At 64.7% G+C, this 17,914-nt stretch carries 14 protein-coding genes; 7 read left to right on the top strand and 7 right to left on the bottom strand.

Features of this window, described 5'->3' with window-relative positions; translation table 11 throughout:
* Positions 1-70 precede the first annotated feature (70 nt).
* Together FIV42_RS10140 and FIV42_RS10145 are read left to right on the top strand one after the other, a co-directional pair.
* Positions 71-1,747 (top strand): recombinase family protein, encoded by a 1,677-nt coding sequence (locus tag FIV42_RS10140; RefSeq protein ID WP_141197565.1) that lies wholly within the window; start codon positions 71-73, stop codon positions 1,745-1,747.
* Positions 1,726-2,148, top strand: coding sequence for a recombinase family protein (locus FIV42_RS10145; RefSeq protein ID WP_141197566.1), 423 nt, complete (start codon positions 1,726-1,728; stop codon positions 2,146-2,148). The genes FIV42_RS10140 and FIV42_RS10145 overlap by 22 nt, the downstream gene beginning before the upstream one ends.
* A 163-nt stretch (positions 2,149-2,311) precedes the next feature.
* On the opposite strand, the gene FIV42_RS10150 is transcribed toward FIV42_RS10145, so the two are convergent.
* Positions 2,312-3,076: an SPFH domain-containing protein gene (locus tag FIV42_RS10150; protein WP_141197567.1), complete on the bottom strand. Its 765-nt coding sequence runs from the start codon at positions 3,074-3,076 to the stop codon at positions 2,312-2,314.
* A gap of 113 nt (positions 3,077-3,189) precedes the next feature.
* Positions 3,190-3,762, bottom strand: a complete 573-nt coding sequence (locus tag FIV42_RS10155) for a DUF2059 domain-containing protein (RefSeq protein ID WP_141197568.1) — start codon at positions 3,760-3,762, stop codon at positions 3,190-3,192.
* A gap of 281 nt (positions 3,763-4,043) precedes the next feature.
* On the opposite strand from FIV42_RS10155, the gene FIV42_RS10160 reads away from it, so the two are divergent.
* Positions 4,044-6,017, top strand: coding sequence for a sensor histidine kinase (locus tag FIV42_RS10160; RefSeq protein ID WP_141197569.1), 1,974 nt, complete (start codon positions 4,044-4,046; stop codon positions 6,015-6,017).
* 370 nt (positions 6,018-6,387) lie between these two features.
* Positions 6,388-9,558, top strand: coding sequence for a transglycosylase domain-containing protein (locus tag FIV42_RS10165; RefSeq protein WP_141197570.1), 3,171 nt, complete (start codon positions 6,388-6,390; stop codon positions 9,556-9,558).
* A 372-nt stretch (positions 9,559-9,930) separates the two neighbouring features.
* Here the strand turns inward: FIV42_RS10165 and FIV42_RS10170 are convergent, their stop codons facing one another.
* The 5 genes from FIV42_RS10170 to FIV42_RS10190 all read right to left on the bottom strand — a co-directional run bounded on the left by FIV42_RS10170 (position 9,931) and on the right by FIV42_RS10190 (position 14,870).
* Complete coding sequence (locus FIV42_RS10170; protein ID WP_141197571.1) at positions 9,931-10,689, bottom strand: hypothetical protein; 759 nt, start codon at positions 10,687-10,689, stop codon at positions 9,931-9,933.
* Positions 10,690-10,740: 51 nt separating this feature from the next.
* The gene (locus FIV42_RS10175) at positions 10,741-11,544 is read right to left on the bottom strand and encodes a hypothetical protein (RefSeq protein ID WP_141197572.1); all 804 of its coding nucleotides are present in this window, start codon (positions 11,542-11,544) and stop codon (positions 10,741-10,743) included.
* Positions 11,545-11,608: 64 nt separating this feature from the next.
* Positions 11,609-13,684: a TonB-dependent receptor gene (locus FIV42_RS10180; protein ID WP_141197573.1), complete on the bottom strand. Its 2,076-nt coding sequence runs from the start codon at positions 13,682-13,684 to the stop codon at positions 11,609-11,611.
* A gap of 141 nt (positions 13,685-13,825) precedes the next feature.
* The gene (locus FIV42_RS10185) at positions 13,826-14,368 is read right to left on the bottom strand and encodes a hypothetical protein (protein ID WP_141197574.1); all 543 of its coding nucleotides are present in this window, start codon (positions 14,366-14,368) and stop codon (positions 13,826-13,828) included.
* An 88-nt stretch (positions 14,369-14,456) separates the two neighbouring features.
* The gene (locus FIV42_RS10190; protein ID WP_141197575.1) at positions 14,457-14,870 is read right to left on the bottom strand and encodes a TIGR02266 family protein; all 414 of its coding nucleotides are present in this window, start codon (positions 14,868-14,870) and stop codon (positions 14,457-14,459) included.
* A gap of 182 nt (positions 14,871-15,052) precedes the next feature.
* On the opposite strand from FIV42_RS10190, the gene rsgA reads away from it, so the two are divergent.
* From rsgA to FIV42_RS10205, 3 genes are read left to right on the top strand one after another with little or no spacing between them, the layout of a single operon-like run.
* A complete protein-coding gene (rsgA, locus tag FIV42_RS10195) occupies positions 15,053-16,129 on the top strand; it encodes a ribosome small subunit-dependent GTPase A (RefSeq protein ID WP_141197576.1) in 1,077 nt (358 codons plus the stop codon).
* A gap of 6 nt (positions 16,130-16,135) precedes the next feature.
* Entirely contained in the window at positions 16,136-16,774 is a 639-nt protein-coding gene (locus FIV42_RS10200; protein WP_141197577.1) for a GNAT family N-acetyltransferase, read from the top strand.
* The gene (locus tag FIV42_RS10205; protein WP_141197578.1) at positions 16,764-17,906 is read left to right on the top strand and encodes a M20 family metallopeptidase; all 1,143 of its coding nucleotides are present in this window, start codon (positions 16,764-16,766) and stop codon (positions 17,904-17,906) included. The genes FIV42_RS10200 and FIV42_RS10205 overlap by 11 nt, the downstream gene beginning before the upstream one ends.
* The last annotated feature ends 8 nt before the right edge of the window (positions 17,907-17,914 follow it).

Raw genomic sequence — 17,914 nt, forward strand, 5'->3', positions numbered from 1 at the left:
GTACTGGTCGACCAGCTTCGGGCGATAGCCAGGCGGCAGATGACTTCGACAAATCGACACGGAGGTCGAAATGACGGAGTCCGCGATTCTGCGCCCACCCAAGATCACCGAGCGACATGTCAACCAGCTGGTGGTGGTCTATGTACGGCAATCAACTCTCCAGCAGCTCGAGGAGCATCAAGAGTCGACGCGTCGACAGTATGCGCTCGCCAAACGCGCTCGTCGGTGGGGATGGAGCGATGATCAGATTTTGACCATCGACGACGATCTGGGCACAAGCGGAGCAAGCATCCAGGGAAGGCAAGGTCTCCAGAAACTCATGCAGGAGGTGCGTTGTGGGCATGTCGGGCTGATTCTGGCCCTGGAGTTGTCTCGCTACGCCCGGTGCTGCCTGGACTGGTATCGTCTCCTGGAACTGTGTGCCCAGTACGATACGCTTATTGCCGAAAATGACGTGGTCTACGAGCCCTGCGACCCCAATGACCGCATGCTATTGGGAGTCAAAGCGACGATGTCGGAGACAGAGCTTCACATCATGAAGCAGCGACTCGAGGACGGCAAGCTGGCCAAGGCCAAGCGGGGCGAGCTCGTCTTTGATGTGCCGCGTGGTTACGTATGGAGTGTCGACGAGGAGATCATCAAAGACCCCGACGCCCAGGTGCGCCGGGTCATCGAACTGATCTTCGAGGTGTTCGAGAGGCGGCGCACCATCGGTGGTGTGTGTCGATATCTCGAGGCGCACGACATCAAGCTTCCGCATCGTCGCGACAGCTTCGGGCATCTGGCCCACCTGGGCCCGCTTGAGTGGCACAAGGCGACGAACTCGGCGGTGAGCAACCTTTTGCGGCACCCGATTTATGCGGGGGCCTATGTCTACGGGCGGCGCCAGCGGCCCTCGAACGCCGGGTTCGGGAGTCGAGGCGAGCCAGGCCGGGTCCGAGTCGACCAGGGGCAGTGGCTCGTGTTGCTCAAAGCCAATCACCCCGCCTACATCGACTGGAAGACCTACGAGAGAAACGTGGAACAACTCGAGGACAACAAACCGGCCGTGAAGGGATATGCGCAAAATGGCCAAGCGCTGCTGGGAGGACTGGTCCTTTGTGGCGGGTGCGGCTGGCGGATGAGCCTGCACTATAAAGACCCACAAACGTGGCGCTACGAATGCGAAAACTACAAGACGAAGGCCAAAGATGGCTGTCGCTCCTTCAGTGGGATGTCGCTCGACGAGCTGATCGAAACGCTTGTGTTGCAGGCTCTGGAGCCAGCAGCCATCGAAATGAGTTTGAGGGTTATCGAGGAGGCCGAGAAGGAAAGAGAAAAGCTAAGAGAGCTGTGGGAGCAAAAGCTCGAGCGGGCGCGCTATCGCGCCCAACGAGCATTCGAGCAGTATGGGTCGACCCGAGAAACCGTCTGGTGGCCCAGACCCTCGAAGATCGCTGGCAAGAGGCGCTGGAGGAAGAAGAACGAATCCGACGCGACTACGCCCGCCAAAAAGCCGAGTGGCAGACGCCGCTTCCTGGCGAACAAGCCGAAGAAATACGCCGTCTGGCCCAAGATCTGCCGGCCCTGTGGCATGCCGAGGAGACGCTCCCCAAAGAGCGCCAAGAAATCGTGCGCGCGATCGTCGACGAAATTCACGCGCAGGTCGAAGGCGAAACCGAGCGACTCCGCGTCGAGGTCCACTGGGCCGGAGGTGACCGCACAGCGGCCATCATGCAACGGCCGGTGCAGAGCTGGAAGCAATTGAGCTACTACGACGAGCTTGTCGATAGGATCAGCCGGCTCTTCGAAGCCGGCAAAAGCGATGCCCAGATAAGTGAGCGGCTAAACGAGCAGGGGTATCGAACCGCCGAAGCCCGCCCATTTACGCGGGCAGCGCTCACATCATTGCGCTACAACCTCGGGCTGAAGCGCGCACAGTCGAGCAAGCCGACCGACCTCCTCAATTTAGCCGAGGATGAGTGGACGACCGACCAACTGGCCGAAAGACTCCAGATGCCGCGAGCGTCACTCTACAACTGGATCCGAAGCCAGAAGGTCAATGCCGAAAAGCGAGCCGCTCAGAAGCGCAAGATATGGGTCATCACCGCCGATCAAGCTGAACTCCAGCGTCTTGAAGCCCTCAGAGAGCAAGGAACGAGTCGCTAATCATCTAATAACACCTTCAAACACGGTGGCATCATGAATCACCCACTGGGGTCTTCGGGCTCGATTGGCCGCCTCGGTAGCTACGCAGGCTCATTCACCGGCGGGGCAAGCCCGCCAGCGTCTCGCGCGCCGCGACGAAGAAACGCTCGGGGCGCGCACGACGTCAGACCTTCGGGTGCTCGGGCGGCCCGGAGACGCGTTTATTCGACTTGTGCAAGTCGGCTGCCGCCACCGCGGCGTTGGCTGCGCCCATGTCGCCGGGGGCAAACACGATGGTGTTGCCCTCTTCGGCGACCTGCAGGAGCGTCTGCAGGTAGCGCATCTTGAAGCCGGTGGGCGTCTGGTCGAGCAGCTTGGCGGCCTGGACGAGGCGGTCGGCGGCCTCCTGCTCGCCCTGGGCGCGGATGATCATCGCGCGGCGCTCGCGCTCGGCCTCGGCCTCCTTGGCCATCGCCTTGCGCATCTCGTCGGGTACGCGGATGTCCTTGATCTCGGTGCGCGAGACCTTGACGCCCCACTCGTCGGTGGCCACGTCGATGACCCGTTTGAGGTCGTCGGCGACTTCGACGACCTCGCTCAACAGCTCGTCGAGGGTGCGCCGGCCGATGGTGCTGCGCAGCGAGGTTTGGGCGATTTCGATGGTCGCGCGGTGGTAGTTCTTGACGTTGACGATCGCCTTGTCGGGGTGCTCGACGCGGTAGTAGACGACCGCGTTGACCGTCACCGGCACGTTGTCGCGGCTGATGCACTCCTGCGGCTCGACGTCGACGGTGACGATGCGGCTGTCGACCTTTTGAAAGCGCTCGATGAACGGCAGGCGCCAGACGACGCCCGGGCCGCGGTAGCCCACGATGCGTCCCAGGCGAAAGACGGCCACACGCTCGTATTCGTTGACGACGGTGACCCACGGCAAAATCTGCGACAACATATGATCCCCTTTTGGATACAGAGCAATTGGTGCAGCCAATGTAGGGGAAGCAGGAGGACAGGGGAAGGCCCGCGAACAGTGTCAGACACCGCTGACGGGCATGTTCAAATCACTTACTTGTTGGCCGATGATTTGGCTTCTTGGTAATTCGGCAGCCAATGCACGAAGATACCAAACATCTCTGCCTCTTCTGTCTTGCCGTAATTGATCGGCTTGATGAGCTCTTGAATGCAGGCCTCGACCTTATCGCCCAGCTCGTTCTTGAGGGCCATCGACCTGGCGGTCGACCCGTCTTTATTGGCCTTGATCGATATCGAGAGAACGCCTTTTTTGGAGCGCTGGAGGAGTTCACTCTCGACGCAATCGACGAGCGCTTCCTCGTGCTCCTCGATGCGTTGGCGAATCGCCTTCTTACCGGCCGAAGTCGGGTGGTCGTAGCCCACGCGCAACACCTTATTCGGCTTTTCGACCACTACCACGGTCCTAGAGACCTTCCGCCCGAGCAGCATGCCGTCAACCCCACGCGTCCGTGTGGGCGCAACCATTCCTCCGCTATTTCCCCCGGCCGGCATCGATTCGACGGCCTTCTTCGCGTCATCTTTGCCCTCAGCGGCATCTTGAGCCACGGCGGGTGACGCCAGACCGATCAGCGCGACTACGACGAACTTTGTGAGAGTGCGAGACATTATTACCCCTATTGCTTAAGATGAACGACTGTGCGGCACGATAGCGAGGATATCGCTTTGCGGCAACAGCGAGCGACCATTGTCAACTCGGGCTCTCTCGAGGCGGCCCGCGAACGGTGTCAGACACCGTGTTTCCTCGGCAATTGCGCGTATGTCGCGGCGGCCTCATCAAAAGATGTACGGCGCCACACATGTTTGATAAAAGCAAATCACGTGACATCACCCACCGATGTGACCACCTTGAGCCGGAGCGCGAACGCCCTTTTTAGAAGGTGTAAGTTTTGTCTTCAGATCGCAGTGCATTCGAATCAGACGTCCGACAGGCGTTCGCACACCTGCCGGATCGCTACTTGCTCATGGCGGCCAACGCTCCCGAGTTCACGATCATGGCCGCCAGCGACAGCTACCTGCGTCTGGTGGGGATGCGTCGCGATGAGTTGATCGGTCGTGGGGTCTTCGACGTGTTTCCCGACGAGGAAGACGCCCCCAACGAGCAGCCGCGGCTGCGCAAAGCCTTGGAGCTGGTGTGCCGAGAGCAGCGGCCTCACTCGCTGAACATGTATCGCTACGATCTGCCGGTACCCGACGCGCCCGAGCGGACCTTCGAGCGGTATTGGAGCCCTCAGATAACGCCGGTATACGGGGACGACGACGAGCTCTGCAGCTTGCTGCTGCGCGTCGAAGAGACCACCGACTCGGTGTTGCGTGAGCGCTACAAGAGACCCTTGGGCGTGCGTGACGCCCAAGATCGCTCGCTGCGGCGCGTGCTCATCGTCGATCCCGACGAGTACGTGCGCACGGACCTGGTCGAGCTCTTCTCGACCCAATGGCAAATCGAGGCGGTAGCCGACGCCGAAGCGGCCCTCGAGACCGTGCGCAATGAGCGCCCGAACGCCATCTTGACGGCGATGAATCTGGGCGACGTGTCGGGCGTCCAGTTTATCCGCCGCGTCAAGAACCTGGGGGCCATCCCCGTGGTGGTGCGCCTGGAGCAGACCGAGGGGCACCTGTACCAAGACGCCTTCGAAGCCGGGGCCGACGATGTGGTCGGCGGGCCCGTCTCCCCGCGCGAACTCATCGCCCGCGTGCAGGCCCAGATGTCCGAGGCATCGGTTCGCAGTCTTCTGCGAGAGCGTTTCCGCCAGCAATACCATCGGCTCTTCGAGCAGGCGCCGGTCGCCATCGCCCTGATGGTGGGTTCCGAGAAGCGCTACGTGATGAGCAACCCGGCGCACGACGAGCTCGTCGGCCACCGCCCACTCATCGGCCTGCCGCTACGAGAGGCGTTCCCCGAGGCCAACGTCCAGCCGCTCTTCGACCGGTTGGACGAGGTCTACCGCACCGGCGAGCCCTATTTTGCCAGCGAAGCCGAGGTCGTGCTCGAAGTGCAGGAGGGCGGGTCGGTGACCAAATACGTCAACTTTGCCTACCTGCCTTTTTACGACCACGCCGGTGATATCGAGGGGGTGGCGTCGTTTTCGTACGACGTCACCCAACAAGTCGAGATGCGGCGCGCCGTCGAGCGCGAGAACGAGCGCAAGGATCAGTTCTTGGCGATGCTCGGCCACGAGTTGCGCAACCCGCTGACGCCCATCGCCACCGCCAACCAGGTGCTCGAGATGCAAGGGGCGAACCTCGATGCCGAACGGGTCGCCTGGGCCACGGCCATCATCGACCGCCAGATCAACCAGTTGACCCGCCTGGTCGACGATCTGCTCGACGTCGCCCGGATCAACCAGGGCAGGATCGTCGCCCGAGCCTCGACCGTCGCCGTCGACGAGGTCATCAACAGTGCCGTGGAGACGATGGCCCCGACGCTGAAAAGGCGCGACCAACGCCTCGACGTCTCGGTGCCCGACCGCAGCGAGCGCGTTCAGGTCGACAAGGCGCGCCTCGTCCAGGCGGTGACCAACCTGCTCGACAACGCGTCGAAATACTCGCCGGAAGGCTCCACCATCTGGCTCGAGGCGTCCCTTGCCGAGCGCGAGCGGAGAGAGTGGCTCACCATCGAGGTGCGCGACGAGGGCCAAGGTATCGAGCGCGAGTTTCTGGAGCAGGCCTTCGAGCTCTTCTCTCAGGCCGACGTCAGCCTCGACCGCGCCCATGGGGGCCTGGGGCTCGGGCTCGCCCTGGTCGACCGCATCGCCAAATTACACGGCGGCGAGGTTCGAGCCTTCAGCGAAGGCCCGGGCAAAGGGAGCCGCTTCATCGTCGACATTCCTGCCCACCCCGCGACCGACGACGCCACCGGCTGAGCCGGCGGTTTGATCTCGCCGCGCGTCCGATCGGCCATTGCCAAGCCCGCCGCCGATCCGTATTCTGGACGCAGAGGTGGCTCACATAACCAACTGAATTCCCTACAGGATTCGCGCCCGGCTTGTTTATATCAATATAGCTCACCTGGGTTTTGCGTCTCCAACTGCACTGCTGTTTTTTTGGCAGCCTCCCTTGTGGTGTGACTCCGAGCTTCGATTCACCTTCGCCGGTCTAGCCGAATGGTTGAATCTCACTTCGGTATCACCCCACTTGCGAATTTGATGTCTGTTTTTCGAAACCAAGACACCAATCAAAGACGTGCTGTCGCCGGCGACGGGTGCCGGTGGCGAAGGAGTGCAGTAAAAGGCCATGGCGGCAGAGGGTGCGAGCGAAGCAGGATCGACGACACACGGGGCTGAAGACCAGAGCCAAGACCAGAGCCAAGACCAGAGCCAAGACAAGCAGCATCGCGCCAGGCGTTGGAGGCGTGCGCGGCGCGTGGTCCAGTGGGCGCTGTTGGTGACGGTCTTTGGGAGCGCGGGCTGGGCGACGCATCGCGAGCTGGCGACGTCGGAGCTTCAGGCGCGCTACTTTGCGGAGTTTGCGCGCGATGCGCGCTTCTGGGTCGAGGAGGGGCCGAGCGAGACGGTGCGCTTTCCCGAGCACGGGCCGCACGACGAGCGGCTCGGCTATACCGAGCTGCCCGAGATCGCCGAGCGCCTGATCGACCGAGGCTTTCGCCTCTCCCACCAGGCCCGGCTGAGCTCGAGAAGCCTCGAGCTACTCGCCGAGGGGCTCAACCTGCCCTATCGCAGCGCGTCGAAGGCGGGGTTGACGGTCGTCGACGGGGCGGAAAATGTCGTGCACACCTCGCAATACCCCACGCGTGTCTTCGACAGCTTCGACGCCATCCCCGAGCTCGTCGTCGACGCGCTCTTGCATATCGAAAACCGCTCGCTGCTCGACCCGAGCCGACCCACGTACAACCCGGCGCTCGAGTGGAAGCGCTTTGGCCGCGCGGTCGCCGAGGTCGGCTGGGCGGAGGTCGGCGGCGAGGTGAGCCCCGACGGGGCGAGCACGCTGGCCACCCAGATCGAGAAATATCGTCATTCGCCGGGCGGCATGACCGGCTCCTACGACGAGAAGCTTCGCCAGATGCTGTCGGCCTCGCTGCGGGCCTACCGCGACGGCGAGCAGACGATGCAGGCGCAGAAGGACGTGGTGTTGACCTACGTCAACTCGGTGCCGCTGTCGGCGGTGCCCGGCTTCGGCGAGGTCCTGGGCATCGGCGACGGCCTGTACGCCTGGTACGGGGCAGACTTCGATGAGGTCCGCGCGCTGCTCGACGAGGCGTCCGACCTGCAGGCCGACCCGTCCCATGCGCGCGCAGCCGAATCGGCGCGGGCCTTTCGGCGGGTGCTGAGCCTTTTTGTCGCCCAGCGCCGCCCGAGCTATTTTCTGGCCGACGACGCCGGCCGCGCCCGCCTGGCCGAGATGACCGACTTTTACCTGCGCGACCTCGCCAGGCACGGCATCATCTCGCCGGTGTTTCGCAATCTGGCGCTCGCCGCTGAAGACGGCCCCTTCCAAGACTTCGTCGACGACGAGACCGAGCCGTTCTGGGCCCGAAAGCACGCCCACGCGCTGCGCGTCGACCTCCTCGACAAGACCGGCGCCCCGACGCTGTACGCGCTCGACCGCTACGACGTGCGCGCGGAGACGACGGTCCACCAGGACGTCCAGCACGCCGTCGCCACGATCCTGCAGCAACTGGCCGACCCCGAGTTCATCGAAGACCAGGGCCTCGACGACTATCGCTTGCTCGACAAAGGCGACCCCTCGAAGGTCATCTACAGCTTCACGCTGTACGAGCGCACCCCGCACGCCAACCTGCTGCGGGTGCAGGCGGACACTTACGACCAGCCCTTCAATATCAACGAGGGGATGAAGCTCAACCTGGGCTCGACGGCCAAGCTGCGGACCACGGCGAGCTACCTGAACGTGATCGCCAAGCTCTACGAGGAGCTCGGCGGGCTGACCCGCGACGAACTCGACGCGCTCGACGTGCACTGGTCCGACCGGCTCGCCCGGTGGGCGATTCGCTACCTGCGCTCGCACCCCGTCGAAGAGCGAAGCCTCGACGCGATGCTCGAGGCGGCGATGAACAAGCGGTACTCGGCCAACCCGACCGAGCGCTTCTTCACAGGCGGTGGCATCCACCGGTTCTCGAACTTCAACTACAAATACGACCACACCTCCCCGACGGTGCGCTTCGCGCTCGAGAAGTCGATCAACCTGGTCTTCGTGCGCATGATGCGCGACATCGTGCGCTACTACATGTTCCGGCAGGAGGGCGTGAGCCAAGAGATTCTGACCCGACGCGACGACCCGCGCCGCCGACGCTACCTGGAGCGCTTCGCCGCCTACGAAGGCGCGGTCTTCCTGCGCGATTTCTACCGGCGCTACGAAGGAGACACGCCCCGCGAGAGCCTCATTCGCCTCTTCAAAGGTCGCTCGTGGAGCCCTAAGAAGTTCATGACGGCGCTGCGCGCGGTGCGCCCCGACATGGATATCTACACGGTGCACGCCCTGCTCGAAGAGGAGCTCGGGCGCACGTTCGAGCGCGACCTGGTTCAGGAGATGTACGACGCCTACGGGCCCGAGCGCTACGACCTGAACGACCAGGGCTATGTCTCGGGTGTCCACCCACTGGAGCTGTGGCTGCTCGGCCACAAAAAAGACCACCCCGAGGCGAGCTGGACCAAGGTGGTCGAAGCGAGCCGCGAGGTGCGCCAAGAGGTCTACGAGTGGCTCTTTGCGACGAGCCGAAAGCACGCCCAAGACCAGCGTATCCGCATCATGATGGAACAAGACGCCTTCGAGCCGCTGCACCGCGAGTGGAAGCGCCTGGGCTACCCGTTCGGCGAGCTGGTGCCGTCGTACGCCACCTCCATCGGCAGCTCCTCGGACCGCCCCGACGCGCTGGCCGAGCTCGTCGGCATCATCCTCAACGACGGGCTGAAACTGGCCGAGGTACGATTCACGTCGCTACACTTCGCCCAGGGGACGCCCTACGAGACGCGCTTCGAGCGGGTGCCCCGAGAGGCCGAGCGCGTCATGCCTCGCGAGGTCGCCCGCACCTTGCAGGAGGCGTTGCTCGGCGTGGTCGAAAACGGCACCGCCGGGCGCCTCGAGGATTACCCGCTGCTCGTCGATGGGGAGAGGATTGCGGCCGGCGGCAAGACGGGCACCGGCGACAACCGCCACAAGGTGACCAACCGGCACGGCCGCGTGGTCAAGTCGGTGGCGCGCAACCGCACGGCGACCTTCGTCTTCTACTTGGGTGAGCGCTTCTTCGGCACGATCACCGCCTACGTGCCCGGCGAGCAGGCCGACGAGTATCATTTTACGAGTGGACTGGCGGTGTCGGTGTTGGGGATTCTGGGGCCGGCGTTGCGGCCGCTTTGGGAGACCAAAGAGGCTGGCGCCGGGGTGTTGGCGGCGGGGTCGTCTGATGGAGCTCTTTTGCGAGGGGATTGAACCGCGAAGGGCGCGAAGGGAGCAAAGGAGGCAAAGGAGGCAAAGGAGGCAAAGGGGGGGCATATGTGCTTCCGCCGAGCTTTCGGTGCGAGTGCGTTCCTGCTCTGGCCGACGGGGGGCAAGATGAGGCTGTCGCAAAAGCCTTTGGAGGCAGGGCATCTTGCCCTGGGAGCAAGGCCGCACGCTCCTGCAACCAGCGCTGGAAGCCCTGCCTCCAAACCACGCCGACCTTTTGCGACAGCCTCGAGATGCCCCCGCACCGACCCTAACGACGAGGGCAAGATGCCCCCGCACCGAAGCTAAGTGCAAGATGCCCCCGCACCGAAGCTAAGTGCAAGATGCCCCCGCACCGAAGCTAAGTGCAAGATGCCCTCAGTCGCAGTGCCCTTCCCCGTCGATGTGACCGACGGTGGTCGTCTGCGCTTCGATGAAGCCGCGAAGATCGGTGATGTCGCGGCTGCCGACCTGGTAGCGTGTCTCGGCGGTGATATCGACGGCGGCGAGTTCGTCGAGCGTGACCTCGCCGTCGTCGTCGGCGTCGGCCGAGGCGATGAGTTCGAAGGCGACGTTGGGCTCCTCGCCGACCAGGTCATCGTAGAAGAGATGGTCGGCGTGAATGGTCAGTTGGCTGCTCGCCGAGCCTCCGTCAGCGACGTCGGCGCTCGTCTGGCAGTTTTCGTAGAGTTTGTCGGTGTCGAACTCCCACGCGAAGGTCTTGGTGGTGCCGTCCTTGGTGGCGGTGCCCGCCACGCGCAGCGCCGACTGTCCGTCGGCCGGTGCGATGCGGTAGTTCAGCGAGTCGTAGACACCTGCCGGAGCGGCCAGCTCGGCGATGGTGTGGCCCTCGCCGGCCGAGTCTTCGGTCAGATCGAGGGTGTGGACGCCGTCGACGGTGACGGTCTCGGCGTCGTCGTTCTCGGCGCTGATGTCGGTGATGGTGACCTCGAAGGTCGAGAAGACGATCTCCCAACCGTCGGTCTCGTCAGCCGGGATTTTGTCTTCGACGAAGTCCTCGCCGTACGCCGAGATGGTGTAAGTGCCCTCGCCGGGCGTGCCTCCGTCGCCGGAGCAGCCTGTGGCGACGGTGAGGAGAGCGGCGGCGATCAGGCTCGTGGTGAGTCGTGCTTGCATGGTGGTTCCTCTGGAATCTCGTTTGGGATCAATTCGCATTCGCGAGGCGATTCAACGTGTGGCGATGGAGTAGTGGTCGTGGACCTGAAGCGCGCGTTTGAGGCGGTTGTACGGAGCCGTGTCCGCCTCGAGCGTGACTTGACCGTCGCCGTCGGTGTCGAGTGTGCCGAAGTCGATCCCGTCGAAGAGGGTGTCCTCCTCTTCGGGATCGAGGGGGTGAGCGCGAAGGACGAGCGTCGCCTCGGTGTCGGCGGTGACGGTGGCCTCGAAAGGCGCGCCGATCACCCGCCGGTCGGTGTCCTGGTCGACGAGCGCCTCGAAGGCGACCGAGGCACCGTCGCGCCGGGCGACGCCGGCGATGTGAATCGAGTGGCCCACGAGCTCATCATCGGCGGCCAGTCCGTCGTCGGTCGAGGCGGCGGCGAAGTGGAAATTGGCGCCGGTGTAGTCTCCGGTGATGAGCGAGGCGGAGCCCAGTTCGGCGCCGCCGTCGGCCCAGTCGACCACGAAGCGGCCGGGCAGCTCGCCGATGACTTGGCCGCCGGCGTGATGGCCCGGGTGGGCGTAGGCCGGCGGGATCAGTAGCGAAGTCACCGTCGAGCTCGAGTCGTGCTGCTCGCCTTCGGTGGTGAACTCGAGGTTGGCGATGGCCGCCTCGAAGGTCTCGATGTCAACGCGCCAGCCGAGGTCGTTCTCGACCGGCTCGTCGGCGAGGGCGTCGACCACCACGGGCAGCTCGACGCGCTCGGCCTCCTGGCTTTCGCCGGAGCAGCCAGCGGCGAGCCCCAGACCGGCCGCGCAGGCGGCGGCGAGCACGATTCGGTGGGCGTTTCGATGGTTGTAGATCGTCTTCATACAAACTCCTTTGGGGTTGATGACTTACAGCGTGAATCAGTGGGTGAATTGCGGTTGAGTATCGTTAGAACCAGGCCGACAGGGTCGCGCGCACGGTGCGCGGAGTGCCGGCGACGTAGTGAATGACGGGGAGTTGGCTGCGCGCTTGGCTGCGGTCCCACCACGAGGCGTAGTGGTACTCGCCTTCGCGCCAGCGGGCGCCGAGTGCGTTTTCGACCTGCAGGTCGAGTTGGAGCCAGCGCCAGCGGTAGCCGAGGGTCGCGTCGACGATGCCCAACGGGGCGGCTTGGGCTCCGTGGGCGAGTGGGCGAACGCCGATGGCGCGCGCGGCGAGGCCGGCGCGCCAGCCGTCGGGGTGAAAGAGTGAAGCTCGCGCCGATGCCATCAGCCTGGGAGCGCCGGGGACGGGCTCGCCGGAGTCGACAAAGCGCGCCTCGACCGCCGTGGCGGACACGGCGAGGTCGATCCAGCGCGCCGGCTGCCAGCCGAGCACGGCTTCGAGACCGTAGCGCTCGGTGGCGTTGAGCTCGACGTTGACGCCCGAGACGTGGTCGAAGACGCTCTCGCGCTCGATCCAGACGCCAAAACCAGTCAGGGAGACGGCGAGTTGACGAACCGGGGTCCATTTGACGCCGATTTCAGCGTTGTCGGTCCGCGTCAGTTCGGGCTCACCGCCGCCATAGCGGGTGTGGTCGCGGTTTTCAGACTGAGGATCGTCGGGAGTGACCACGGCGCGAGCCTCGGGCGGCCGAAGCCCGCGGCCGTAGGCGGCAAAGAAGGTCCAGTCGAGTCCGGCGAAGAAGGTCGCCGCAATCCTCGGTGAAAGCGCGACAAACCACTGCTCACCTGAGGCCTGCGCGAGCTCGTCACGGGCGTCGAGCCCGACGACATCGAGGCGAGCGCCGCCGTCGAGTCGAAGCCACGCGAGCGGCGACCAGTCGACGGACAGCCCCGCGGCGCCCAAGTGTTCGACGAAGTCGAGGTCGCGCGCGGCCTGCCAAACCTGGCCGGTGGGGGAGAGCTGGTCTTCGCTCTGCGACGCCCAGACGGTGCGCCACTCGAGCAGGCTCGAGAGCCGAAGGGTCGCCGCCAGCCGCTCGGACCAGCGCGCCCAGCCGCCGGCGGTCCACGAGTCTTCGCGCTGCAGGCGCCGGTCGCCCCTGTCGGGGTAGAGGAGCTGCCCGGTGAAGTTCTCGTCGAGTTCGAGCCTGCGGCCGAGCCCGTAGACATGTGCATCGATATCCCCCATTGACGTCTCGGCGAGCAGCCGAAGCGCGGCCAGCCCGCGCAGCGAGGCGCCGGCCGTGTCGGTCGAGTAGGCGTCGTAAAAGCCGATCGCATCGTCGCGCACGTCGGTCAGCCTGAGCGTGCCCGGCAGTCCGAAATCGGCGGCGTACCCGGCGAAGAGAGCGCTCAGGTTCAGCTCGTCGTCTCCGGCCAAGTGTGCCCGCGCGATGGCCACGGCGCGACGAGTCTGGCGATTGGTGCCAAAACCGTCGTCGTAGAGCGCCTCGGCGGCTGCAAAGGTCCCGCGGGAGCCTTCTTCAGGTGCCAGAGTCACGGCAAGACGGTGTCGGTTCGTCGAACCGACCTCGTACAGCGTGCGCACGCCTCGCTCCCAGCCGGGGATTCCGAGTTCGAAGTCGAGGCTCGCCGCCGTCGCAAACGGCCCTTGGCGCAGCTCGAAGGTACCCTTGCGGGCGTCGACACCGACGATCGCCTCGGGGATCAAGAAGGCCAGGTCGAGGTAGCCGTTGCCGTGGACGTTCGACGGCTCGTTGAGCGGGATCCCCTCGAGGCGCACCTCGACGTCGGCTCCGTGCACGGCGTCGAAGCCGCGCACGAAGAACTGGTGACCCTTGCCTTCGTTGCCGTGCTGGACAGACTGGAAACCGGGGACCAGTTCGACGAAATCCTCGGCGGTGCGCCGCGGCATCGTCGACAACTCGCGAGCCCCCAGATGAGCCTCGGCGGCCGTCGTCGGCGACGGCTCGGCCGCCGTCTTGACGACGTGCTCCGACCAATCCGAGTCGCGCTCGAGCTGTGAATTTGTTGTGTTGGCATCGGCAGACGGGTCCGTCTGCTCGTCCGAGCGTACCTGGGCGTCCTGCGCTGGCTGGGCCGGCGCAGCAGACGACACAAGGCACACCACGAGCAGAACGGCCCAGCCACACCGATGGTGTAGTTGAACCGGATGCACAGAGATCTCCCCGAAACTGAAGTGACCGCCATAATGAACGCGCTCCCCTTGCCGAAGCGACAGCGGGAGGCCGATGGCACATCAACTCAACGGGGGGCCGCGCGGCGAGGCCGTGCCGAGACGGGGTGTGCGGGGACTGATCTGGGTCGAGGGCTCGACGCGTGCGTCCATCGCGGGCGTCTCGACAGGCGGTGGCAAGACGAGGGTCGTCTGCGGCGCGGTGATCGAGACGGCGAAGTGAGCGAAGCTGTCGCCGGCGTGGTCGAGTGGCGAAGGGGCGTGAGGTGAGCGGGGCAGCTCGTCGTGCGAGTCGGCGTTGTCGTGGGAGTGGTTTTCGCCGTGAGAATGGTCGTGGGCGTGACCGTGAGGGCCGTGATGGTGCGAGAGCAGCGCGTCGGCGGCGAACTCACCGGCTTCGATGCGCTCGGCCAGTTTGTCATCGTCGAGGTCCGACGGCGACAGTCGATAGACGATCCCGCCGCCCGGGGTGTGAACGTGGTCGTCCTCGTGGTCGATGGAGTGCAAGAACGGCACGAACACCAGACCGTACAACGCCAACAAGATCAGTCGGGCGGCATGCCGGCGAGCCCACGCCAGCGGTCGGTTGTGCGATGACAACTTCACACAAGTATCTACAGCTCAACGGGAATTCGAGACGAACGGGTCGTCGCCCTACAGCGCAAACAAGAGCACGAGCGAAGCGACGTGTGGCTCAAGCGTGGTCGGTGTCGTCGGGCTCGAAGTGGTCCATGTACTCGTCGAGGCGCTCTTGGTGCTCTTCGGGCAGCTCGACGAACTCGACGCCGTAGCCGGGGACTTTGCCCGCCTCGAAGTCTTTTTCTTCATTGGTCCAGGCGACCTCGGCGACGGCCTCGATGGCGGTGTCCTCGTTGGGAAGCCGGAAGCGCACGGTGACCTGGGTGCCGACCGGCACGATCTCGGGGGTGGCGACGAAGAGGCCTTTTCGGCTCAGGTTGCCCGAGATGGCCTTGCGGTCGACCTTGTCGCCAGCGACCGAGATGACGTGGACGTAGACCTTATGGCGCATCTGGGCGCGCTGGTCCGAGGCGTGTTCCTGGGCGGACGTCATCGACGGGTCGTGCTTGTCGCTCATCTGGTCGCTCATTGGCGATGTGCTCCGTTGGAGGGGAAAAGAGGAACGGGCACTTTAGAACAGAGTGCACGGTTATTACAATGTCAACACAGTGACATTGCTGCATTGTCGGAAGTCGAGGTGGCGGCCGACCGTTGTCCCAGGCCGACACATCGACTATCAAAGCGGCGACCAGTGCAGGGACGACGAGTGTGATGAAACTTCAAGATTTAGGCTGGGACGAGTTCTTCGCCTCCCAACAATTTCCAGAATTCGAAGCCATCGAGACGGTGCCCGCGCGGGTGTCTCGCCACGACGGCCAGGAGTATGACGTGGTCATCGACGGCGGCCAGACGCGGCGCGCGCGGCTGGGCGGCGGACTGCGTTATCGCGCGGCGGCCCCCGAGGAGTTGCCGGCGGTGGGCGACTGGGTGGTGTTGCGCCTCGAGAGCGAAGGCGAGCTCGACACCATTTTGGGCGTGTACGACCGGCGCACCTGCTTTGTGCGCCAGGCTGCTGGGCAGCGCACCGGCGTGCAGGTGATCTCGGCGAACGTCGACACGGTGTTCGTGGTCACCTCGATGAACGAGGACTTCGAGCCGCGCCGGCTCGAGCGCTATCTCGTGGCGGTGCGAAATGCCGGTGCGCAGCCGGTGATCGTGCTCAACAAGGCCGATCTGGCCGACGACCCCGACCCGTTCGTCAGGCAGGCCGACGAGGTTGCCAACGACGCGCCCGTGGTCAAGATGTCGGCACTGGACGGCACCGTCGGACCGCTCGAAGCGTGGCTCGAGCCGGGCAAGACGCTCGTGTTCGTGGGCTCGTCGGGCGTGGGCAAGTCGACGATCATCAACCGACTGATGGGCGACGAGGTCCAAGAGACCGGCGGTATCCGCGAAGACGACGCCAAGGGCCGGCATACCACGACCACCCGCCAGTTGCTGGTGCTTCCCGAAGCCCACGGCGTGCTCATCGACACGCCGGGCATGCGCGAGTTCCAGCTGTGGGCGGGTGACGCGCTGGCCGAGGACGCCTTCGAGGATATCGCCGAGCTGGCGATGTCGTGTCGCTTTCGCGACTGCAAGCACGACGCCGAGCCGGGCTGTGCGGTGCGCGCGGCGCTCGAAGAGGGCGAATTGACCGCGGAGAGATTCCAGAGTTGGCAGAAGCTGCAGCGCGAGCTCGAGGCGCATCAGGAGCGCCAAGACGTCGTCGCGCGACGCAGCGAGGGGCGCCGCAGAGGCCGCATGCACCGGCGCATCAAGAAGAACCACCCCAAGATCAACGATTGAGGTTTCATGAGCACGACATCGAAGACCCCGAACGCGCCACAAGTCATCATCCGTGAAATGGAGCTCGAAGACTTGGCCGGGGTCTACGCGCTCGGCGAGAAGCTCTTCACCGCCGACCGCTGGCCGAACCTGTATCGCACCTGGGACGAGTACGAGCTCGTGGGGATCTTCTCGTCGGACGGCGACACGTGTCTGATCGCCGAGTACGAGGACAAGGTCGTCGGCTTCGCGCTCGGCCAGATGATCGACAAGCGAAATAGCGCCTGGATCTACGGCTATCTGGTGTGGCTGGGCGTCGACCCGTCCATCAAGGGCCGCGGCGTTGGCAAGCGCCTGGTCGACCGGCTGACGAACCGGTTCATCAGCTTCGGGGCGCGCATGATGCTCACCGACACCGACGGGGACAACAAGGCGGCGATCGAGTTCTTCGAGCGCCAAGGCTTTGGCAATCACCAGCACCACGTCTACCTGTCGCGCAACCTGACCAACGACCCGGCGTATATCGAACAGCGCCAGGCAGACAAGCTGCGCGAGCGCCCGCCGCGCCACAGCGCCAAGCATCACGTGCCCGGCGGACCGCCGTCGATGACGCTGTCCGACGACCCTGACACCACCTCCAACGAAGCCGACACCCATGACGATTGACGCAGTGCTCGACCAGATCGATGAGGAGCGCCTCACCCAGCTTCTGAGCGACACCGTAGAGACCTACAGCCCGTCGTACGCCGAAGAGGCGGTGGTGGATCTGTTGTGCGAGGCGCTCGACGAGATGGGGCTCGCCTACGAAAAGCAACGGGTCAGCGAGGAGGACGAGACGCCCGAGCGCCACAATATCCTCATCGCGCTGGGGCCGGGGCCCGCCGAGTTGGTGCTCGTGGGCCACGTCGACACCATCCCGGCGTGGGACGAAGAATCGACCACGCCGTATATCGAAGAGGGCAAGCTGTACGGGCTGGGCAGCGCCGACATGAAGTCGGGCTGCTGCGCAATGATCGAGGCGATGGCCGCCGTCGCCCAGGCCGGCGTCGAGCTCGAGCGCGGGGTGGTCCTGGCGCTGGTGGTCGGCGAAGAGGAGTACGGCGACGGCTCGGAGTGCTTTTTGGAGGCGTACCAGCCGCGGCTGACCGTCATCGGCGAGCCCACGGGCCTGAAGCCGTGCACGGAGCATTTCGGCTTTGCCGAGTTCGTCCTCGAAAGTAAAGGCAACCCGGCGCACGCGGCGTTTCCGGAGCTCGGCGCCAACGCCATTCACGCCATGCTCGGCTGGCTGAGCCGGCTTCTGGAGGGCATGCGCGAGGTCAGCAAGCCCAAGCAGATCGCGCTCAACCCGCGCGAGATCTCGGGCGGCGGCGACCTGTTCATCGTCGCCGACCGCTGCACCGCCGGCGTCGACATCCACCTGGGCCCGCAGCTCGAGCACGACGAGGTCATCGACCTGCTCGACCGCGCCCGCGCCGAGGTGCTCGAAAACCACGCAAAATGCCAGCTCAGCTTCGAGCAGACCTACTACGCACCGGCGTACCGGCTGGGCGTCGACGACCAGCGGCTCCGCCCGCTCGAAGAGGCGTTCGAGTCGGTGGGGATGGAGTGGAAGCCCACGGCGTTTCGGTCGCACTCCGACGGCAATATGTTTCGCCAAAACGGCGCATTGCCGGTGATCTGCGGGCCGGGCAAGCTCGAGGTCGCCCACACGCGCCACGAGCACGTCGAGCTCGACGAGCTGCACCGAGCGGCGCGGTTGTATGCGGCGATGATTGTGGCGGCGTGTTGTTCGTAATCTTTTGG

This window comes from Persicimonas caeni (assembly GCF_006517175.1).
Classification (GTDB): domain Bacteria; phylum Myxococcota_A; class Bradymonadia; order Bradymonadales; family Bradymonadaceae; genus Persicimonas; species Persicimonas caeni.